Source organism: Paenibacillus sp. EZ-K15, assembly GCF_002573715.1.
In the GTDB taxonomy this organism is placed as follows: Bacteria; Bacillota; Bacilli; order Paenibacillales; family Paenibacillaceae; genus Paenibacillus_AQ.
On record NZ_PDHM01000017.1, the window covers coordinates 200,049 to 219,489 of the forward strand.

Below are 19,441 nucleotides of genomic sequence, written 5' to 3' on the forward strand. Positions count from 1 at the left end.
TTCATTTCTAAATGTTACATTGAGGAAGAAATCCATAGATCATGTGAAACTCACTCTTCTTTGCTGTAGAAAGCCACCCAATCTTCAATTTCTCGTAATGGAGAAGCGTTTAGCCTAAACCGTGTTTCTCGGCCGACTTTTCGGTCATGTACCAGGCCGGCCTCTTTAAGGATGGTCAAATGCTTGGATACCGCTGTTCGGCCCATATGGAACTGTGCCGTTAATTCATGAAGCGGTATCTCCTCTGCTTGTGCCAACAGATGAATCAGTTGGCGTCTTGTTGGATCTGCAATCGCGTCAAACACATCTCGCGACTGGTTATTCTCTCTCACGACACTCTCTCCTAAATATGATTATCAAGAAGCGAAACCTCTTCAGACTCCAATCTCTTTCCAAATGACTTTATTCTAATTGGACACCATTTAGTGACATATTGATTATAGGAAACTAATTAGTGTCGTGTCAACTAAATAAGGGGAACATGTAAAATGGCCTTCCCTTACGGGAAAGCCATTTGTCAGCAATGAAGGAAAGAACGGACTAGAGTTGACCGGTCTGTGACTGTTTATTTTTCGCAGGCGCAAACCAACCGAGAAGAGCTATCGCCACCAAGACACCATAGAAGATAATGGTCCAGACTGTGCTATGTGGGAAATCATGATTTAACACCCCGATATCTTCATGGGCCAAAGTAATCACAGCGAGCTTGACACCGACCCATGCCACGATGGCATAAGCCGTGGTCTCCAGTGCTGGCCGTTGCGCAAGCAGCTTTACAAACCATGTGGCAGCAAATTTGATCAGAACGAGCCCGGCGATTCCGCCAAGCACGACAACCAAGAATTGTCCTCCGTCCATACCACCGAAATCCGGAAGCGGGGAATCTGGGAGACCCAGTGCCAAAGCCACTGCAGCAAGAATGGAATCAATTGCAAAGGCGAGATCTGCAATAGCAATTTTGCTTACCGTTGGCCAGAAGCCTTTACCGGCAGCATCTTTCTTTACGTCCTCGCGAATATTCGTGTTTTCCTTACCGAAACGCGCTTTGATGATGTGCTTTAACCCGAGGTATAGAAGATAAGCAGCTCCGATCGCCTGTATTTGCCAGACATTCGCAATAAACGATATTGCAAACAGAGCAGCGAAGCGAAAAACAAAAGCCATAATGATCCCATAATTAATAGCTTTCTTCTTCTGGTCCTCCGGTAAGTGCTTCGCGATCACTGCCAGTACAAGGGCATTATCCGCCGATAGTAAACCTTCCAATCCAATTAAAATTAGTAATGCCCATGCATACTCCAACCAAAGTGATTCCAACAGTACTTCTCCCCTCTTAACTGAGAATGTTTATGGTTAAACCTCTGACTAAAAACAACTAAGCTCCAGTTAAAGCAGCAGAGGTTTATTCCAGTTTTGATTGTGCCATGACTCCCTTTCGTTATTACGTTGTCAAGTAACGTCTCGTTTCATTCATTTATGGCACAATTTTTCAATCTACTCTCTACAAGGCGACTTCTCGATCAGAAATCAAAATCCCCTTTTCCAAGGGGATTTCCTTATGCACTCTTATTTCCGCCAAAAAATTGAACAGTCTGCCTTATCCATAATATTAAACTCGATCATTTTCTCAAGGAATGAGAAATCAACCGGACTTTCCCACTGGAAACGTATCAATTCTTAAGATTGGAGAGCCGCCTTCCCATCCATCCATATTCCATCCAAATCCCAAACGATCTTACAGAGTCCACTATCAAAAAAATCCACAACCAGGTCCCAGGGAAGTTCCAACATCCCTAGAAGGTTGCGGAGGGGATTAAGTTCCGGTACGGATTTCTTCTCCATATTAGGGTTCCGGCACATATCCAGAACTAGAGTCTCATCTATATGTGCATGTTCTGACCTTTTCTTACATACCTATGAGAGAATACTCATGTTTTCAGGCGAAAGAAGGGATATCTTGAAGACAAGATGGGGCATGGCTTTTCTGTTGCTCTTTATGATCGCGGCTGTGATTTTGTACCGGCAGGTTCACGATCGTCCCAAAGTAGAAGATCTTTATACCGATGGGCAGCTTCGCATGGAAATACAATCCGTTCAATCTGTTGCCGAACCCATGAAGCAAACATCCTTTCAGGTTTTCATTACTGAGCTACCTGAGAAGCCAGTTGCTAACGCCGATATTGAACTCAACCTCACCATGCCCGATATGTTTTGTGGTGTGTTCCCCGCTGTAATTGTCGAATCCAAGCCGGGTGTATACATCGCAACTGCCGTACCTGTTATGCAAGGACTTTGGCACGCGGAAGCGGTCCTTCGTTGGGAGGATCAATATGTCACAGTAAGGACGCTGCTCAAAGTTCGCTAGTCCTTCTTACCATAACCATGGGTGGATACCCGGAATCCATCCGTTGGCGCTAAGTCCCTTTAAAATTGACAGTATTCCCATTATAAAGGCCAGAATTCCGCCGAATTTCCGCATTCCTCTGCGCCACTTTTTCGTTAGACTGCCAGCAGACACCGCCGTTAGGAGCAGAATGGGAAAAGTCGAAAGTCCAAATACCAGCATGATCAAGAGGCCTTCCAGACTAGAACCGGATGCCGCTGCATTCATGTGCATCGCATAGGTCAAACCGCATGGAAGAAAACCGAGCAAAAGGCCGGTTAAAAATGTCGCAAACAACTCATACCGCTGACCAAGCCGTTCCAATTTCAGGTGAAAAAAAGAATGTCTCGGCAGATGAGTGTTATAAATGGGCAATGTGTACCGACGAAATGTCCACAGCAGAATGAGCAGTCCACCAATGATGCTGGCCGCTCCTTGGAAGCCTACAAAGCTGCCAGCCACATCCAGAAAGGAGCCTACCATCCCCATAAAGCCTCCAATCACCGTGTACGTTGTCACTCTGCCAGCGTTGTAGGCTAACACAGAAGCAAGCGGAGAGCCGCTGGTTCGAAGGGCCAGAGACGAAACGATCCCTCCGCACATAATCAGACAATGCGGCGCCCCCATCAAGCCAGTCAGTGCCACTATCAGTAATCCGCTCCCCGTCAAGGCCATGTTCTTACACCCCGCTGTACCCCTGATTGGGGTCCAGGCGAATGACCGACAACCAGCAAAGTGCTGACTTCCATTCCGGTTGGAATCTCTGCTTTTGGCTTCAAGTCCTGTACGAGCATTCCTCCATCTATTTTCGGTTTCTCACACATACGTAATATCGTTCCAAGAAGCATTCCATCCCCCTTCCCGGCCGCACCTTATATGCCGTTCTTCATAGGATCGTGCATCCATTCATTGTATGAAGGTACGCGAATATTAAGAATAGCTATAAAGCTGCGTTATCATTGTATTGGAGAGACTAAAAATAAGTTTTCTACTTAAATATTGATGGGTGACAAATTATGGTATATGCTATAAGCACTACAACTGAAGAGGTGCATATCCTAATGAAAAAGACTTTTGTATTACTTCTGATGCTGGCGTTGTTCATTCCGTCACAGGCTTTTGCAGCATCCGTTTCTACGTCTGAGATTCATAAACTGTACTTTAAGGACTATAACGCACAGGTGAAAAAAGTGAAGGCTGCCCAAAAAGCGTACAAGCACCCTGTGTGCGTGAATGTGACCTCGCTAACCACTCAATTCAAACAACTTTCTACTGAATATAACAGCCTTAAGAAGGCTAAAGCCAGTAAAGAAGCATTGAGCCAAGCGAAGGTGTCACTTGATAAGGCAAAAAAAAGTCTCAGCGAAGCAAAGAAAACTTGCAGCAAGCAGACATCCGACATGAAAAAAAGAAGCAACGTCATGCTAAAGAAATTGAACAAATACAAATCCGACAGCATTCAAGAGATCAAGTCTTATATGCAAGGCAAAAGTAAAATGTCTTCGGAAGAGTTCAGCAAGTACATATCTGGAATGAACACTTACATCAATACCAGCATCGAAGAAATTATAGTTTTCCTTGGAACACCAGCGACAGGTTGAATCCTGTCGCTTTTTTTATTGCAAACTTGTTGAGTTCAAGCGAAACGCTAGTCCCACATGGCATACCCTTATATGCCACACCACTCATACAAATTCCATCTCCTCCTCATGATTTTTAAGTAATGTATCACAAGCTCCTTGTTGGAGGATAGGGATATGGAATAAGACCGCAAGATATAAAAAGTGGGTGATGATTGAAAACAGCCGGCCATTAGGCCGGCTGTTACGTGTCATTTACTTATCACTGGTTTGTTTGTTGCTTCTGCGAGCGCAGGGCCATTAATAGAGCTACAGCGATGAGCACGAACGCGGCAAATGCCAGCATCGGAATGGTTAACCAGCCGAACCAATTCAAATAGTCGTTCAAGCAGGAGACCGGTCCGCATGCGGCAATATCCGACTCTTTGGGGAGCTTTTGAATAATACTATGATATGTAGATATGCCTCCGCCAATGATAACCAGGGGCAGGATGTATGGGACGATGTGCGTCTTTTGCCGATATGCTGCGATTCCCAAAACAATGACTAATGGATACATGAAGATCCGTTGATACCAACATAAGACGCATGGCGTAAAATGCCATACTTCACTAAGAAACAAACTTCCGGTAGTTGCTACAGCTGATACAGTCCATGCAAAAAATAACCAAACTCCTGTTTTATTCATTTTTCAAGCTACCTCCCTTTTATTCTTGTTCCAGCAGCCATACGACTCGGTATTATTACATGATTTTTTCATTTTCTCTTAATTGTCTATATATGAAAATGGCTCATTCGGGCTATATGTTTTCGCTAATTCTTGGATTGGCCTGCTGGCTAAGTCACGGGTAGATGAGCTTCAGGACAGCAATATTAAACAACTGGAGAAGAAATACTTGCAAGTTCCTTAAACTCGTTATCATGATGAAGGGCATGCGACAGTTCATTACAACGTACAATCTTGTCGTGTTTAATCTCAAAAATGGCGATAAGCTCTATTAATCCGCGGGTTCCGCTTTTCTTGGTAACATCTACAGTGTATCGCAATGTCAAAGTCTGGAGCTCTTCGTCATAGAGGGTATCGTAAAATGGAGAAACGGTAATTTGGTCCACAGAAGCTTTTAATGTTGTTAGGTGATTCTTAAATTCTTCCATGTTTATCTTGTTGCCATCAGTCACTTGAACGTAGTCGTTATGGAAATAATCAGGTATTTTAACAAAATCAAAATTAACAATAATGTCGTTATACATGTGCGAAATAAAACGAATGGCTTCCTGCTTGTTCATTTTAGTCATCTCCTGAAGAGTTATTTGTATTCCGAAGTCATCAACCACGCATTAAGAAAGCGAATAATAACATCGATTTCTTCATCATTAAAATGACTGAACAGTTCGTAATACTTCTCTTCAGCCTGGTGATGCAGCTTATCATGAGCAGTAGCCAGCTGTTTCCCTTGATCTGTCGCTTCATAATAAATTTCTTTGAGATTGTCCGTTTTCTTTGCAGTCACGACTAAATGGTGTTGAATCAATGTATTAATGGCTTTAGTTATAGCGGATTTTGATAAATTTAGTTCCGTGGCTAAAGACGTATTATTCAATTGACATGGGTGACGCTTTACTAAAGACAAGATGTGAAGTTGCGTCATTGACCAATTTTTCACTGAATCTGAACCGACAGTACTTTCGATCGACGTGCTCCGATTCCGAATATTCTTCTCTCGATTCATGATAAAGTATTGGACTGCTTCAATCGCCTCTTTGCGTTTATTTAAGGTCATAAGAGTCACCTCCTTTGGAATTATTGTTAACCATTCAACAATTTTAGTTTACTGGTAAACAAAATAATGTCAAGCAGAAACTCTCACAAAGTGCCAGGGGGAAGAACTTATGGAAGGCAAAAAAGCCGCCAAAATTGGCGACTTTTTTGATGGATGCGTTCCAAGCTGCAGCCCAAAATACATACCAAATATCCGAAATAAGAACGTTCCGAATGCTGCCGAACCCGCTTGCTATTAGGCACTCTTAACATTTCAGCTCTGTTTTACCCGTTTCTAAAAAGGTATTGCTTTACTCATCTGCGCCGATGTTTACATTGGCCCCTTGCACTCTTGGCTCTCCGTCAATGTCCTGCGTTCCGATGATCGCGTGATCCGTCGAACCAGCATCAATCGCTGGGGACGAAGACTGAAGATGGAAATCGCCACCGGGAGCATTTACGAATTTAGGATCCATGAACAAAGAATGCGCATCGTTACCGGTTCCCGCTTTATATGCGGAGAAGCCAGTATAGTCTTTGTTCTTCCATGTCCAGAATGCATCTGCACTACCGCCTGGAGAATAATATAGATTGTAATCCACGACGTTTCCTGAATTTTTGACATATTCATTGTAGATCAGCACACCAGTAGAACTGGCCACAAAGATATTGTTCTTGATCACGTTATTTCTCGTATCATACTGGACATAGAGCTGGCCGCTACCATCACCTAAAATATCGTTATTGTAGACGGTGTTGTTCACTACCTTGCAATTCACCGTTGAGCCCCGCTCCTCGTCGTATCCACCCATGGCGATCCCTGTCAACCGGTTATTGTGCACCATGTTGCTTCGGATCGTAATATTGCTGGTGGATTTGCCCGCATGCTCGGAGGCGATTTCAATGCCGATATCATTGTTGTAGCTGTAGTTCTGCTCAATGATGCTGTCTTTGCCACCATCAACATAAATACCGCCAGCTGAATTACTGTTATTCGGGAGTCTTTTCCCATAAGAAGGATTGTTGTTGGAAGAAATGTTGTATACCCGATTGCCTTTCACCAAGCCATTTCGGGCCTGGTCGTAGGCTTCTTCCGGCGCTGTCCCCTCGAAACCGATAATATCGATCCCGATGTTGTCGTTATCATGAATGAGATTGTCCGTTACCGCGAACTTATCTACATTACCATTCAGTACCAGTGTTTCACTGGAACCCAGGACAAGATTGTACAGCTCATTACCATGAATCGTAATGTCATGAAGCGATTCTGGAGCTTTGGTGCCATATACGGCGATACCATGAGCATCTCTGCCAAGCAAATCACTGCCGGTTGGTGTGACCGTGCTCTTGATATCATGGATCTTGTTGTTGGTCAGATTAATAAAGCCGCCAGAACCTTGAACGTAGATTCCAACAGGCACCGCGTTTTTGGAAGTCGTCGTATAATTGCGAATCTCCAAGCCCTGAATAGTAATGTAATCCACATCTTTTATCTCGATAAGCCCTTCGATCCCGTTGACTGAAAGTCCAGCACCATCAATGATGGCTTTCTCCGAACCGTAGTTTGTGAAAGTAATGGGACCTTGTGCAGCTGTTCCGGAGCGTGTTATCTTGAGCTTCTGATTGTATACGCCGTCCCGAACGTAAATCATGCTACCCGGATCAGCCTCGTCAGCCGCATGCTGCAGCGTCTTCCATGGCGCACGAATAGTCCCCGGATTGGAGTCACTACCGTCGGTGGCGACATAATATTCAGTACCGGCTGCTGACACGACGGTAGATTGCACATTTCCAGAATCTAAACCAATTACAGTCATGCTCAATCCCAGCAGTAAAGCCTTTACTAATTTCAACATCGTTCCTCATCTCCCATCTTTTCATATTTTACATTGAGGTAATCCATGAAGTCACGACGAATTTGGAATTAGCTTTTCTCTCTATTCATAAAAGCGCCTCTCGCATATTTTGATCCCTTTGGGATCTCATTTCTATTCATGAAGACTGTTTTCATTCTGTTCCCTTCAATTGGAGGCAGTGTGCTGCTTCAAGACATGTTTCGGCAATATGCCTGATTCTTTATAAAGGAGCTTCCCATCTTTGAATATGAGAGTGGTCGGTATGCTCATAATCTGAAATTGGGAAGCCGTCGCCGGGTTATCGTCTACATTAACTTTAACTACTTTAATGGAACCTTTTGCTTCCCTTTCAAATTCCTCTAGAACGGGTGCAAACATTCTGCATGGACCACACCAAGAAGCCCAAAAATTCACCACGGTTACTCCTTCGGTTTGCACCGTCCCTTTAAAAGTAGAATCTGTTACGTGTTGGATAGCCATTATCATCATCCTTTCATATTCTTGATCTGACTCAAATTGTTCTTGTGTACATGCTTTGTTCCTGAATTCGAACCAGTACTTTGCCATAACGACCGCTCTGTCGGATGGTTACTTTGCCGGACGGATACGCTTGCTCCAAATAGTCTGCAACCAATTTACGATTCTGATCATCTGCAGCAAGACCGCGACTGCGAAGCCAGTTCATCATTTCCAGTAACGCCGCTTCTTTTGAGACTTCCGTTGTCTTCGTTTCCCGTGTGATAAGGGACTCATAGGAATAGCCTTTAAGATACAGTAGATGAAGCAAATATCCGAATTCCATGTGTTTCGATTGGAAGGGCTGACCGGTGATGAGCGGCCAGATTTCATTCACCAAACTGAGCTCCATAGAGCCTGCCGGCATACTGATATAACAATAATCCCGGGCGCATTGTAAAATCTTTTCGACGCTATCCCAATCCAGAATGACCGGACACATCGAGACAAAAACGAGATCGAAGGCATTGCTCCAGTCTCTGGCCAGCACGTCAATATCTTCAAAAGGTTCAGGTACAATCTGTACCTGGTCATCGGCGAATGTTGTGATATTTTCCTTCAGCAGTTCAATCAATGGTTGAGAGGATTCTACGGCAGTTACGCGTGCCCCTCGCTCTGCAAACGGCACCGAAAATACTCCCGAAGCGGCGCCAATGTCCAGTACAGAGGCGTTGTCGAATTGAACCCCTTGTCCTTCAAGCCAATTCATGATTCGTGTGGTCCGTTTTCTTCCCTCTTCATTAAACGATTGCTCATTGAAAGTCTTCGCCTTATGATCAAAGGCCCGGGTCGGTTCGATTCCGGTCTTTTTCATCTTGTTCACAACGCGTTCACCGTGTTCTTTCCAAGCCTTCTCCCAAATGGCCTCATTAAAAAAATCGTTCATAATATCCCTCTCTCTTATCGCTATAGTTTCTGACTTTAACAGATCTATATTATCCATAATTGAAGCACAAAACATGTATCACTTCTTGTTCACAGCTATTGTTCCATTGCTTAAAAGCCTCATCCCTTACGGACTGGATCGTGTGTTCCATCAACATAGAGGTACAAATGCAGTTTCGCACCGTCCAGTACCTTCTCTTCCAAGCATTCGCACTTTCCCGAACGTTCCTGCCCCTGCTGTACTTCTAGAGAACTGCGTGTCTCCTTCCCCTCCTCCCTGCTTCCCTTCTTAAGATCGCTCTTAATATGGATATGTGATATCCATATTAAACAATTCAACTTCAATTTGCAATACCATTTTTAGTCGTAATCTGCTTTAGCCATATGCTGACAATGAACATTACAGCTAAGATGGAAAGATTATTACAATAAAGAAGACTGCCGGTAATTTACGCCGACAGTCTTTATCATCCAAATAGTATATTCTTTATCCTTTTCGCTGGATCACCCGGTGAATGGACAGCCTTTTCTTTGATTTGTCACAGTCTTTTTCCATCCCCGGCTCATAGCTGCCAACGATGCTTTCTCCCGGCTTAGTTCTTCACTCCACCCGACCGGATTGGGGCATCTGACCTCTGATCACCTTTGGCTTTCTTCTTATGCCCATTATGATGAAGGTGACATAGATTACGATCGCAATCGAATCGATTAACGTATCCTTAAGTGCCGATACGTCTTGTAATGCGGTTATGCCAAGAATGACCATTAATCGGATGATCAGAAGCGACACGATGGTCCATGCGGCAAACCGGATCTTCAATCGCTCGCTTTGGAATGACATGAAAATGAACACGATGCCGAAGATCAGATTTTCTGCCGTGATGATATGCCAGACATACATGAATACGGTTCGGGTGTCCAACGCTATCACACTTACATCAAGCGTCGGCAGTACAGCGGTTTGCCCGTTCCATGCGTGCGTAAAGGCAAACAGTATCGCCAGAATGCCAGCAAAAAAAAAATAAAAATTCCTAACCTTGATGCCCATGACATCCCTCCTCGGATATTCCCGGTTCCTTCTTGCGAATAGACCGGTATAACTCGCGAACGATTTCTGCCAGCCGTTGGTCGCTTTCATGATTAAAGTCCCTTAGCGTTTCGGCTGCTACGTCCAGCAATTGACTGACCTTTTCCAGATGGGCAATTTTCTTACGCGTTTCTGCATTCTTGGCATCGAGGAACGAAGCAACCTCACGGCAATAAGCAGGGTCTACATTCTCCATCCTGTGGAACCCAAACGTTCCATTGATCTCGTCAAGAGTGAAGTCCGCATACTGCATGATTTGAATATTCATCAAATCGATGAGGTCATTCTTCGAATACCTGCGGTACCGATTGTCTTCACGGGACGGCGAAACGATTCCAATCCGGTCATAGTACCGAAGTGTATCCTTTGGAATCCCAAGTAACTGCGAAACCTCTTGAATAGAATAAAGTTTTTCCATGTATTCAAAATAACATTGGAGTAAGCTCCAATGTCAAGTCATATTGTGTATTCATTTTTGCGCAATCAAGCTATCTCCAGAATCGTTATGAGTCTGTTAAAAAAACAGCTTAAAAAAGACCGTCCAATTATGGACGGTCCAAGCATTAGTAGGATCTCGCAGCCAATGAAATCCAGTAGGGTCCTCCACCATCATTTACAACCACTTTGATTTTATAGGTTCCTTCGATTTTTGGTTTAGTTTCCAGTTTAACTTGATAATCAGTCCGAGATGTTGAATTACCTGAAGCAAAAAGGTTGCCATTTGGATCATACACAAGGAGCTCCATACCAGCGCGTTCATCATCCCCCAGCCAGACACGTAAGTTCACTCCATCAGATTTTGAATAATCAAAAGTGACCTCATCTTCACCTGATACAACGAAGCTCCATTCATCATGAGCAAGCGGGGTGATAATGCTGGATAATTGAGTTTGTAATGGCGTGTATGCAAATGCACTTGCTGGAATAGATAATAAAACTGCAGTAGCGGTAAGAATACTAGCAATTCTCTTTTTCATAGGCTCACGCTCCTCTTCATACAAATATTATTTTTAATTCCAATATCTACTATAATTGCAATATAAATATTTTTCAAGTTTTTTCCATAGACAAACGAGATGTCTGATGAAGGATTACAAAAAAGAAGACTGCCGGTATTTTACGCCGACAGTCTTTCTCTTCCAAGTAGTATACTCTTCATTCTATTCGCTGGACAATTCCTTGAGCGATTTGATTTTACCATGGGGATGCTGTTCTTGCTTTCGTGACTTCCAGGCAGCTTCTTTCCTTCTCTTCTGGTGAGCCATAACAGATATCCTCCTTTGGAAATTGAAATGTATACCACTTTCTTATCTTGTCATTCCGATGCTCTATTCATTCATGACATTCTCTAAAATCATGGGCGCAGCCCGAGAGCGCTAGTAATGCTGGTATTGGCCAGCCTGGATTGACGTCCGATCCATTCCCCCGTTAGTTTAAGAGGGCTTTCCAATATTCCCACGCTTTTAGATATTTCTCCAAATCATGCGGATGGAGTTGTATGCAGATACCAATACGGCAATATAGTTGAAAGATGACTTCTTCAATAAGCCTTGATCTCTCCAAAGGTTCATGATTCAGCAAATTGAATGCTTCCAATAACGTTTCTAGGTTTAAATCTTCTGGAGAGGAGCAAAAAGCATACGTAAAATCATATAACAAAGGACCGATCATTGGCGAAGGGTCGATAACACCAACCAATGTGTGTTCATGAAACACAAAATTATGGACACCAGTATCTCCATGAAGTAAAAATCTCGCTTCATTCTCTGCACTTTTGGATATTTTTTCTACAATGGATTCCAATCTATAATAATCCTCAATTGGCAAAAGGCTTCCCCAATTATGTCTAGTATCTTCTAAACTCCGAATGTTCCATTCATGCCAGGATTGAACTGGTGATCCCAGTCTTCCCCACTGGTCTGTATGTAGACATTTTTCGTAATGATTGAAGAGTTCTCTCGTCAAAGTTGTCAACCAATTGATTTTTAAACCGCTGGCAGTGTGAGTTGTACCCGCAATGTATGAATATACGATATACTCTTTTGCAGGATCAGTATAGAGAATTTCAGGCAAAAGATTAATGTGCCGATGTGTATTAAGAAATTGTTCCGCCAAGGTAATTTGGTTCGAGTGATCTATTTTTAAAACGTATTTCGGTTCGCTCTGCTCTGAAAGAATATAAACCCGCCCATCCGTAGAACCAGTCTTATTTTTAGATGCAATAACAGTCATGAAGATCTTTGAGGATGCTGTTTATATCAACTTGTTCTAACATTTAATTTCCCCTTAACCATCGATTAGATGAAAATGTGACTACATAGTTTTTATCAAAATCCTTAACTCTTGATGAAATTCCTTTTTTATAAACTTCATCTATAAAAGATAGTAAAGTTGACCAGGAGGAAGTACAAGGTAAAGTTTTGTTTAAATCAATTCAGCACGATAGCTTAACAGGGCTACCACTGCTGAGTACATCTGTCACTTATCTAATCGGACAAGTGTTCTTGTCCTCAGAAACTTATATCGAACGAAGCTGGATCCTTGCGCCTTCCAGACACGGGCCGTTCATTTACTTTGAGTCGTAAAAAACGAGCTATTGCCTCGATCCCGTTCCTCTTCGCTTCCTCTATGTCCCGCCTGGTCCTTTAAGCGCATGCCTACGTTGCCCGATACTATTATAATGGAATGTGACAACCCAAGGTTATCAGAAGAACGTGTGTATCCCGCCTTAATTGAAAGGAGTTATCCATGAACAACAAGCTGTTGCGCGTTTTGAAAAAGCTGTACCATCACTCGAATAACGACTATGATCGGGAACGCAAGGTTTCCATCTATAAGACGGGTACACTTACTCCGGCCGAGCAGGAGCTGCTCCACGCCAGCGGATGGGTCCCGAATGAACTGCAATACATCCGTCATGACGAGATCATCGACAAGCTGATCGTGCTGCAGACGAACCCCCTCCTTTCCTGGAGCAGCGTAGGCAGCGCCTTTATCGCCGGGGTCGGTGGGAGCTACCCGCGAGGGATATCCTCGCTGGCCAGTTACCATTCCATGATACATGCGCGGACGCATGCGTATGAGGAAGCCGAGCGCGTTCTTGCCTGCAGGGTGTGCGCATTCAGTCATAGCGACGAAGGCTGGGACAACTTGTCCTACATCCGTTATGCAATGCATCTAGGTAATAATTACAGCGGATCGAGCTTCGGCGCGTATGTAGACATGACCGAGTTCGTCAAACTGCTGGAGCAAGGCCCTATTCAACCAACGGAAAAAGACAAGCAGGCTTTCAGCGATCTACTGCATAGCCTGGACCGCGCGGAAGCGGCCGAAACGCCGGGGAAATACGAGAAGCGGCTCACATCCGAAAAAATCATCAAAGGACACGCCGGCATACGCCGCGGCATGCTCAAGGCGCTCGCCATGGTCGGTGTGATTCCCAATCGCATCCTAGAGCTTGCCCCGGATCGCTGGACGGATATGGAGTCCATCATCAACGCTGAGTCCAGTCTAGACAATACCAAAGGCCGTTCCGATATGGAGATGCCTTGGGCTGGCTGGCAAGGCAGTCTGGGCGTGGATTGGAGCAAGGCTCGCGCAATCTTTGGCACTATTAAAGCCCACCATATAAAGGAAATTGAGAAGTAATCTCACGTACACTTCCCAATATCTGATCTTTGACCGTCGAACTTTTCGGATTTTTAAAGGCAAGACCAATCAGATGGGCAACTTCTTTCATTTCCTTGGGACCCAATCCTCTTGATGTCATAGCAGGGGTTCCGAAGCGAATGCCACTCGTTACTAACGGGCTTGCCGTATCATGAGGAATTGCGTTTTTATTAGCGGTAATCCCCACTTCATCAAGGATGGTTTCAGCTTCTTTGCCCGTAAGTCCAATCGTGCGCAAATCAACCAAAACGATATGATTATCTGTTCCTCCCGATACAACGGTTAACCCTTCATTCATTAGTGTTTCCGCTAGTACATTAGCATTTTCAAGAGTTTTTTCCATATACGTTTTAAAATCCGGTTGCAATGCCTCGCCTAGAGCAACCGCTTTGGCCGCGATGACATGCATAAGCGGGCCGCCTTGTGACCCAGGAAAAATCGCTTTATCAATGGCTTGCGCCCATGGCTTACGGCACATGATGACTCCGCCTCTTGGTCCTCGCAACGTTTTATGCGTCGTCGTCGTTACAAAATGCGCATGCGGTACCGGGTTGGGGTGCAAGCCCGCAGCGACAATTCCCGCAATATGTGCCATATCCACAAAGAAAAGGGCTCCAACTTCGGCAGCAATTTGGGCAAACAACTCAAATTCAATCGTTCGAGGATAAGCACTGGCGCCAGCAACGATCATGCGCGGATGATGCTTATGAGCAAGTTTTCGCACTTGATCAAAGTCAATGCGTCCGGTTTGTTCATCGACACCATAAGGGAGAAAATTGTAAAGTCTACCGGAAAAGTTCACCGGACTCCCGTGCGTTAAATGTCCACCATGGGATAAATTCATGCCCAAAATGGTGTCACCAGGCTTGACCGATGCAAAGTAAACTCCCATATTCGCCTGCGCACCGGAGTGAGGCTGCACATTGGCATGTTCCGCACCAAAAAGCTCTTTGACACGGGAAGTGGTAAGCTCTTCTACTATATCAACATATTCACATCCGCCATAATATCTTTTTCCCGGATACCCTTCCGCATATTTGTTGGTCAGTACCGTACCTGTGGCTTCCATGACAGCCTGGCTTACAAAATTCTCCGATGCAATCAGTTCTATTGTATCCCGCTGCCGTACAAGTTCTTGCCGAATAGCATGTGCCACTGCTTTGTCTTGTTGTTCCAAATATTTCATGAACCCTCTTCCTCTCTGTATGCTCGTTTGTCTACTTATATTGTGTTGTATAAGCAACGATTGTCATGATAGTATATCAATCAATGGAGTGTTATTTAATATCCATAATTCAGCAAATTGAGCAATCCATAATAACATCAGAGGTGTATGTATGCTAAAAGTTAACCGAGATGATGAACGTCCCATCTGGCAGCAGCTTCTGGATCAAGCAATCCATAATATTACGACCGGAAAATGGCCGCCAGGCGAATTACTGCTCCCCTCCCGCGAACTCGCTCCATTGATTGGCGTTTCCCGTTCAACCATACAGATTGTTTACGAAGAATTATTCAGCCGCGGGTACACCGTCACCTCTCGTCGCGGCGGGACAAGAGTTAGCGAATGGTCATATGCCTCTCGTCTATCAGAGGATACGGCTACCCAAGGGCCCCTCCTCCCCGAATTGCCCTTATTAAACGCTTCAGTCGGTCATTTGCACAGTTGGTTCGGAGACAAAGAACATCGGAAAGTAGACATCGATTTCAGTCCCCATGAGCCCTATCTGGACGAACATTTTCAAAAGAATTGGAGACAATCTTTTTTACATGCGTCCACAGAAACAAACCTGGACAATTGGGCTTACGGCAACGCTTATGGCTTCCTGCCGCTGCGAGAACAGATTCAACGTTATTTATCCCTTGAACGGGGCGTTCATGTGAATATCGATCAAATCATATTAACTTCAGGCGCACAACATAGCATTGATCTAATCGCCCAAGCCCTTTTACATGAAGGAGATACGGTATCGGTTGAAGATCCCGGCTTTCCCGCTGCCTGGATGGCGTTGAAGTATCGGCGTATGCAAGTTGTATCCGTTCCGGTCGATGAGTACGGGCTGTATGTAGACCGCATTCACCCTGGGTCCAAACTTGTGTTTGTTACGCCATCCCACCAGTGTGCGGTTGGAGTTATTATGTCGGAGCCTCGCAGGCAACAATTGTTACATATGGCTGCTGAACAGCGGTTTTGGATTGTTGAGGACGATTACGACAGTGAATTTCGATATCGCGGCGATCCACTTCCAACCTTGTTCAGTCAGCGTCCTCAAAATACCTTGTACATGATGAGTTTTTCCAAAATGGTTGCTCCTGGAATTCGCATCTCGGCAATCATTGGTCCCAATGAGGCTATTCGCCGGCTTGCCCAAGTTCAAGAACTAACCTATCGTCATCTTCCAATTATGGAGCAATTAACGCTTACTCATTTTATTAAACATGGTCATTTCATGCGCCATATGAGACGAGTTCGAAATGTATATCGGCGCAGACACGAAGCTATGACGAAAGCTATCATCGCGACGGGTCTGAGTGAACACTTCACACTAAGCGGCGTAGAAACAGGGCTGCATATGCTTCTTGAGGCAGAGCCGTCGTTCGACGAAGAAGCCGTGACGAAGTTAGCGCTCGAAAAAGGTATCCGTGTTTATCCGCTTAGTACGTATGGTTTGGAAAGCAATCGAAAAGGATGGGTACTGGGTTTTGCTAAAGTAGATGAAGCTGCCATTGAAGAAGGCATTTATCGTCTCGCGGGGTTGCTTTTATAATACCAACAACCCCGCCACCCGCCTTTTGACCCGCTCTATACCTGTTTTCATGTTCTCGCCTACTATTGTTTTGGTTCCACTTGCTGTACTCCACTTGAACTGTGTTGCTTTTTATAAAATTTCCCATGAATCAATAGATGAGCAGCCAATCCCGCAACAAGTCCCCAAAATGCGCCGCCGACGCCAAGTAGAGTGACATTCGCGGCTGTTGCTAAAAACGTAATCAATGCGGTCTCCCGTCCCTTGGGATCCGTTAGAGCATTGGCAAGACTACCACCAATGGTGCCAAGCAATGCCAATCCCGCTAATGTCGCGATAAAGGTAGACGGCAGAATCAAAAACAGAGCAGCCAACGTCACGCCAAAAATGCCGACAACAATATAAAAAATGCCACAGGCAATGCCTGCGATATAGCGTTTTGTGGAATCCTCATGCGCATCTTTCCCTGTGCAAATCGCTGCTGTAATGGCTGCTACATTAAAAGCATGCGAGCCGAAAGGTGCTGCAAGAAGTGAACCCAGACCCGTTACGGTCAAAATCGGATTTGCGCTCGTCTTAAACCCGTCATTCCGCAAAACGAGCATTCCGGGCATGTATTGTCCCGTCAAAGTAATAATAAACAGCGGCAATGCAACGCCTAATGTAGCATGTAGTGAAAACTCCGGAATGACAAATACCGGTGATGCAATCGCCAAGTGGATCGTGCTGAAATCCGCTTTTCCCATAACAATCAAATAAATCAGTCCGATGGCCAGTATGCCAACAATCGCATAGCGGGATGTAAACCGTCGTAGCACGATATAAGCGGCAAACAGGACAACGACAAGCAATGGGTCAACTTTCGCTCCCCCAAAAGCTGAAATGCCAAACTGAAGTAAAATGCCTGCTAGTAGTCCAGAAGCAATACCTGGAGGAATAAGCCGGACAAATCGTTCGAACATGCCCGATAATCCTAAAACAATAAATCCTACGGCAGAGATTATGTAAGCTCCAATGGCTTCCGGATAAGGGGTTACCGCTAAGGCCGAAACGAGAAAAGCCACACCTGGTGTTGACCAAGCCGTAATAAGCGGTTCCCGGTAACGATAACTTAGCCAGATCCCCGTCACACCCACTCCAATGGAGATGGACCAAATCCAGGAAGCGGTCATTTCGGGACTTAAACCCGCGACTTTTGCTGCCTGAAACACGAGAATAAAGGTGCCCCCATAGTTGACAATGACAGATATTAAAGCGGCTATGGTTGGCGATATCAAATCGCGGCCGCGCAGCGAAGGGGATGTTGTTGTGTTCATGAGTGTTCTCCTGCCTTTCTCCTAATCGTCCTGTTGCGCGTGTTCGTTCCAGTAATAGCTGTCCGGCAAGTAACGTTGGCCGAATACGCTAGTCCCTACGCGGATGATGGTAGCTCCTTCCTCGATGGCCACCTTAAAATCACCGGACATACCCATCGAGAGGATATCCATTTTCACACGAGGGAAATTTTTCTCTCTGATTTGTGTTTGAATACATTTTAGTAACCGGAAGCAATGCCGGGTCTCATCGTTGGTTGCATTCAGTTTGCCAATCGTCATTAAGCCTTTCACGTTTAACGTTTCGAACTGGGACAACTGTTCTACCAACTCCACTGCCATTTCCGGAGGAGCACCAAATTTACTTTCTTCATAGGACGTGTTGATTTGCACCAAAATATCCATGGTTTTGTTCTCTTTAACGAGCTGATGGTGAAGGGCCTGCCCCAGTTTCAAACGATCCACAGAATGAATGAGCGTAACATATTTGACAACGTCCTTCACTTTATTGGTTTGCAGATGTCCGATAAAATGCCACTCCACCTAATTGTACTACTGCATAAGTGGAAATTTGCCCCGCAGTTCTTGTGCTTTGTTTTCCCCAAATAAAGTCTCCCCCGCTTGTATGGCCATTTGCAATTTTTCAAGCGGAACGGTTTTGGTTGCCAACAATAATTTCACGTCCTCTATCTGGCGACCCGAGGCTTGGCATGCCAATTCCATTTGCTGCTTCACGGTTTTGAGATTCTCTTCAACGAGACGCTCCATGTCTTCTCCCCTCTTTCTTCTGCACGTACAAGTCCAACACGACCACCTGCACGCTGATCAAAATTAACTCCTGTTGTCATCCGCTTCTTAGAGCCATTCGACTTACCTCCTTCTCTATGTGTACGCTAGTATATCAACATATGGATTGTGAATATATATCCAAAACTGATGTAATCGAGCAATCCATAAAAGCGCACATTCCATTCCAACACCTTAGAAAGAAAAAAAACGAACTCAATCCCTGAGAGGAATGGTTCGTTTATTTCTACTATTTTATGAATAGATAAGCTTAACAATGGATTATATCTGTTCCTTTTCCTTCATCCATTCTTTGTATTCTGGTAAAGTATATTCGTCAGTTTTTACGACGGTCCAATGATTATTCTTATGTTCTAAGAACAGCTTAATTAAATATTCCCCTCCGGACTCATCAAAATCATCTCTCAAATAAATCATACTTGCATGAATAAGAACTTCCACTTTATTATCGTTTATCATTTTCACTTTAATTCGTTCATAATCTTCAATATTATAATTGGCATCCAATAAATTAACATTTTGATTTAAGGATTCAACCTCATATTTCTCAATATTGACCCCTTGTTTGTGGTCAACATTCTCTTTTAGATCTGGGTAATGATCCCACAAAATATGAATATCCTTGTTAACCACGGCTTGCGTTCTATAATACATGTACTCTCTGACAGGCGTTATATATTTCACCCAATCCGATGGCTCTGGCTCCACAAAATCTTCAATACCTGCTTCAGTTGTGAGTTTTTCTGTTGAGGTCGTATTTTGCTGACACCCGATTAAAGATACGAATAGTATAAGCACTATACTTCTTAAAAGAAAAATCATCATAATCTCCCCCTTCA

Annotated in this window: 24 protein-coding genes; 5 read left to right on the plus strand and 19 right to left on the minus strand. The window is 44.3% G+C overall.

Going from position 1 to position 19,441, the window contains the following annotated elements; translation table 11 throughout:
* Window positions 1-50: 50 nt before the first annotated feature.
* Both CRG97_RS17485 and CRG97_RS17490 read right to left on the minus strand, forming a co-directional pair.
* Window positions 51-332 carry an ArsR/SmtB family transcription factor gene (locus tag CRG97_RS17485; protein ID WP_098745675.1) on the minus strand — a complete coding sequence of 94 codons (282 nt, stop codon included), beginning with the start codon at window positions 330-332 and terminating at the stop codon, window positions 51-53.
* A 208-nt stretch (window positions 333-540) separates the two neighbouring features.
* The gene (locus CRG97_RS17490; protein ID WP_098745678.1) at window positions 541-1,317 is read right to left on the minus strand and encodes a TerC family protein; all 777 of its coding nucleotides are present in this window, start codon (window positions 1,315-1,317) and stop codon (window positions 541-543) included.
* A gap of 640 nt (window positions 1,318-1,957) precedes the next feature.
* On the opposite strand from CRG97_RS17490, the gene CRG97_RS17500 reads away from it, so the two are divergent.
* Window positions 1,958-2,365 carry a FixH family protein gene (locus CRG97_RS17500; protein ID WP_098746662.1) on the plus strand — a complete coding sequence of 136 codons (408 nt, stop codon included), beginning with the start codon at window positions 1,958-1,960 and terminating at the stop codon, window positions 2,363-2,365.
* Between the two features lie 6 nt (window positions 2,366-2,371).
* Here the strand turns inward: CRG97_RS17500 and CRG97_RS17505 are convergent, their stop codons facing one another.
* Window positions 2,372-3,058: a sulfite exporter TauE/SafE family protein gene (locus tag CRG97_RS17505; RefSeq protein ID WP_098745681.1), complete on the minus strand. Its 687-nt coding sequence runs from the start codon at window positions 3,056-3,058 to the stop codon at window positions 2,372-2,374.
* Between the two features lie 386 nt (window positions 3,059-3,444).
* Between CRG97_RS17505 and CRG97_RS17515 the strand changes: the two genes are divergently transcribed.
* Complete coding sequence (locus CRG97_RS17515) at window positions 3,445-3,984, plus strand: hypothetical protein (protein ID WP_098745687.1); 540 nt, start codon at window positions 3,445-3,447, stop codon at window positions 3,982-3,984.
* A gap of 241 nt (window positions 3,985-4,225) precedes the next feature.
* Here CRG97_RS17515 and CRG97_RS17520 read toward each other — a convergent pair whose 3' ends face one another.
* From CRG97_RS17520 to CRG97_RS17530, 3 genes are all read right to left on the minus strand, one after another.
* Window positions 4,226-4,651, minus strand: coding sequence for a disulfide oxidoreductase (locus tag CRG97_RS17520; RefSeq protein ID WP_098745690.1), 426 nt, complete (start codon window positions 4,649-4,651; stop codon window positions 4,226-4,228).
* Between the two features lie 185 nt (window positions 4,652-4,836).
* Window positions 4,837-5,250, minus strand: a complete 414-nt coding sequence (locus CRG97_RS17525; protein ID WP_098745693.1) for a metallopeptidase — start codon at window positions 5,248-5,250, stop codon at window positions 4,837-4,839.
* Between the two features lie 20 nt (window positions 5,251-5,270).
* Entirely contained in the window at window positions 5,271-5,744 is a 474-nt protein-coding gene (locus CRG97_RS17530) for a MarR family transcriptional regulator (RefSeq protein WP_237566466.1), read from the minus strand.
* A 109-nt stretch (window positions 5,745-5,853) separates the two neighbouring features.
* Here CRG97_RS17530 and CRG97_RS34025 point away from each other — a divergent pair, with 109 nt between their 5' ends.
* On the plus strand, window positions 5,854-5,982 hold the full coding sequence (locus tag CRG97_RS34025) for a hypothetical protein (protein ID WP_272914369.1): 129 nt from the start codon (window positions 5,854-5,856) through the stop codon (window positions 5,980-5,982).
* A gap of 51 nt (window positions 5,983-6,033) precedes the next feature.
* Here CRG97_RS34025 and CRG97_RS17535 read toward each other — a convergent pair whose 3' ends face one another.
* The 8 genes from CRG97_RS17535 to CRG97_RS17565 all read right to left on the minus strand — a co-directional run bounded on the left by CRG97_RS17535 (window position 6,034) and on the right by CRG97_RS17565 (window position 12,298).
* Entirely contained in the window at window positions 6,034-7,578 is a 1,545-nt protein-coding gene (locus CRG97_RS17535; RefSeq protein WP_098745696.1) for a right-handed parallel beta-helix repeat-containing protein, read from the minus strand.
* A gap of 165 nt (window positions 7,579-7,743) precedes the next feature.
* Window positions 7,744-8,058: a thioredoxin gene (gene trxA / locus CRG97_RS17540; protein ID WP_098745699.1), complete on the minus strand. Its 315-nt coding sequence runs from the start codon at window positions 8,056-8,058 to the stop codon at window positions 7,744-7,746.
* Between the two features lie 31 nt (window positions 8,059-8,089).
* Entirely contained in the window at window positions 8,090-8,980 is an 891-nt protein-coding gene (locus tag CRG97_RS17545) for a class I SAM-dependent methyltransferase (RefSeq protein ID WP_098745702.1), read from the minus strand.
* Window positions 8,981-9,580: 600 nt separating this feature from the next.
* Complete coding sequence (locus CRG97_RS17550; RefSeq protein WP_202618957.1) at window positions 9,581-10,027, minus strand: hypothetical protein; 447 nt, start codon at window positions 10,025-10,027, stop codon at window positions 9,581-9,583.
* Entirely contained in the window at window positions 10,011-10,484 is a 474-nt protein-coding gene (locus CRG97_RS17555; protein WP_098745705.1) for a MerR family transcriptional regulator, read from the minus strand. The genes CRG97_RS17550 and CRG97_RS17555 overlap by 17 nt, the downstream gene beginning before the upstream one ends.
* A gap of 145 nt (window positions 10,485-10,629) precedes the next feature.
* A complete protein-coding gene (locus CRG97_RS17560) occupies window positions 10,630-11,043 on the minus strand; it encodes a hypothetical protein (protein WP_098745708.1) in 414 nt (137 codons plus the stop codon).
* Between the two features lie 183 nt (window positions 11,044-11,226).
* Window positions 11,227-11,331 (minus strand): DUF6254 family protein, encoded by a 105-nt coding sequence (locus tag CRG97_RS33730; protein ID WP_015735743.1) that lies wholly within the window; start codon window positions 11,329-11,331, stop codon window positions 11,227-11,229.
* A gap of 163 nt (window positions 11,332-11,494) precedes the next feature.
* Entirely contained in the window at window positions 11,495-12,298 is an 804-nt protein-coding gene (locus tag CRG97_RS17565; RefSeq protein WP_098745711.1) for a phosphotransferase, read from the minus strand.
* A 516-nt stretch (window positions 12,299-12,814) separates the two neighbouring features.
* On the opposite strand from CRG97_RS17565, the gene CRG97_RS17570 reads away from it, so the two are divergent.
* Window positions 12,815-13,714 carry a hypothetical protein gene (locus tag CRG97_RS17570; protein ID WP_098745714.1) on the plus strand — a complete coding sequence of 300 codons (900 nt, stop codon included), beginning with the start codon at window positions 12,815-12,817 and terminating at the stop codon, window positions 13,712-13,714.
* Here the strand turns inward: CRG97_RS17570 and CRG97_RS17575 are convergent.
* A complete protein-coding gene (locus CRG97_RS17575; protein ID WP_098745717.1) occupies window positions 13,680-14,921 on the minus strand; it encodes a serine hydroxymethyltransferase in 1,242 nt (413 codons plus the stop codon). The two genes, CRG97_RS17570 and CRG97_RS17575, sit on opposite strands and share 35 nt — an antisense overlap.
* 151 nt (window positions 14,922-15,072) lie before the next feature.
* On the opposite strand from CRG97_RS17575, the gene pdxR reads away from it, so the two are divergent.
* Window positions 15,073-16,503: a MocR-like pyridoxine biosynthesis transcription factor PdxR gene (gene pdxR, locus CRG97_RS17580; RefSeq protein WP_098745720.1), complete on the plus strand. Its 1,431-nt coding sequence runs from the start codon at window positions 15,073-15,075 to the stop codon at window positions 16,501-16,503.
* A 62-nt stretch (window positions 16,504-16,565) separates the two neighbouring features.
* Here pdxR and CRG97_RS17585 read toward each other — a convergent pair whose 3' ends face one another.
* From CRG97_RS17585 to CRG97_RS17595, 4 genes are all read right to left on the minus strand, one after another.
* A complete protein-coding gene (locus CRG97_RS17585) occupies window positions 16,566-17,798 on the minus strand; it encodes a benzoate/H(+) symporter BenE family transporter (RefSeq protein WP_098745723.1) in 1,233 nt (410 codons plus the stop codon).
* Between the two features lie 21 nt (window positions 17,799-17,819).
* A complete protein-coding gene (locus tag CRG97_RS17590) occupies window positions 17,820-18,338 on the minus strand; it encodes a YggS family pyridoxal phosphate-dependent enzyme (RefSeq protein WP_481856205.1) in 519 nt (172 codons plus the stop codon).
* A gap of 9 nt (window positions 18,339-18,347) precedes the next feature.
* Window positions 18,348-18,563 carry a hypothetical protein gene (locus CRG97_RS34260; RefSeq protein ID WP_481856206.1) on the minus strand — a complete coding sequence of 72 codons (216 nt, stop codon included), beginning with the start codon at window positions 18,561-18,563 and terminating at the stop codon, window positions 18,348-18,350.
* Window positions 18,564-18,863: 300 nt separating this feature from the next.
* Window positions 18,864-19,427 (minus strand): hypothetical protein, encoded by a 564-nt coding sequence (locus tag CRG97_RS17595; RefSeq protein WP_153047504.1) that lies wholly within the window; start codon window positions 19,425-19,427, stop codon window positions 18,864-18,866.
* Window positions 19,428-19,441: the final 14 nt, after the last annotated feature.

Coding starts and splice junctions, on each gene's coding strand:
- CRG97_RS17550 (WP_202618957.1), bottom strand. CDS start 10,027: ATGGGCATCAAGGTTAGGAATTTTTATTTTTTTTTTGCTGGCATTCTG.
- CRG97_RS34025 (WP_272914369.1), top strand. CDS start 5,854: ATGGAAGGCAAAAAAGCCGCCAAAATTGGCGACTTTTTTGATGGATGC.
- CRG97_RS17535 (WP_098745696.1), bottom strand. CDS start 7,578: ATGTTGAAATTAGTAAAGGCTTTACTGCTGGGATTGAGCATGACTGTA.
- CRG97_RS17555 (WP_098745705.1), bottom strand. CDS start 10,484: ATGGAAAAACTTTATTCTATTCAAGAGGTTTCGCAGTTACTTGGGATT.
- CRG97_RS17560 (WP_098745708.1), bottom strand. CDS start 11,043: ATGAAAAAGAGAATTGCTAGTATTCTTACCGCTACTGCAGTTTTATTA.
- CRG97_RS17565 (WP_098745711.1), bottom strand. CDS start 12,298: ATGACTGTTATTGCATCTAAAAATAAGACTGGTTCTACGGATGGGCGG.
- CRG97_RS17515 (WP_098745687.1), top strand. CDS start 3,445: ATGAAAAAGACTTTTGTATTACTTCTGATGCTGGCGTTGTTCATTCCG.
- CRG97_RS17525 (WP_098745693.1), bottom strand. CDS start 5,250: ATGAACAAGCAGGAAGCCATTCGTTTTATTTCGCACATGTATAACGAC.
- CRG97_RS17505 (WP_098745681.1), bottom strand. CDS start 3,058: ATGGCCTTGACGGGGAGCGGATTACTGATAGTGGCACTGACTGGCTTG.
- CRG97_RS17530 (WP_237566466.1), bottom strand. CDS start 5,744: ATGACCTTAAATAAACGCAAAGAGGCGATTGAAGCAGTCCAATACTTT.
- CRG97_RS17585 (WP_098745723.1), bottom strand. CDS start 17,798: ATGAACACAACAACATCCCCTTCGCTGCGCGGCCGCGATTTGATATCG.
- CRG97_RS17545 (WP_098745702.1), bottom strand. CDS start 8,980: ATGAACGATTTTTTTAATGAGGCCATTTGGGAGAAGGCTTGGAAAGAA.
- CRG97_RS34260 (WP_481856206.1), bottom strand. CDS start 18,563: ATGGAGCGTCTCGTTGAAGAGAATCTCAAAACCGTGAAGCAGCAAATG.
- CRG97_RS17570 (WP_098745714.1), top strand. CDS start 12,815: ATGAACAACAAGCTGTTGCGCGTTTTGAAAAAGCTGTACCATCACTCG.
- CRG97_RS17520 (WP_098745690.1), bottom strand. CDS start 4,651: ATGAATAAAACAGGAGTTTGGTTATTTTTTGCATGGACTGTATCAGCT.
- CRG97_RS17595 (WP_153047504.1), bottom strand. CDS start 19,427: ATGATGATTTTTCTTTTAAGAAGTATAGTGCTTATACTATTCGTATCT.
- CRG97_RS33730 (WP_015735743.1), bottom strand. CDS start 11,331: ATGGCTCACCAGAAGAGAAGGAAAGAAGCTGCCTGGAAGTCACGAAAG.
- CRG97_RS17575 (WP_098745717.1), bottom strand. CDS start 14,921: ATGAAATATTTGGAACAACAAGACAAAGCAGTGGCACATGCTATTCGG.
- pdxR (WP_098745720.1), top strand. CDS start 15,073: ATGCTAAAAGTTAACCGAGATGATGAACGTCCCATCTGGCAGCAGCTT.
- trxA (WP_098745699.1), bottom strand. CDS start 8,058: ATGGCTATCCAACACGTAACAGATTCTACTTTTAAAGGGACGGTGCAA.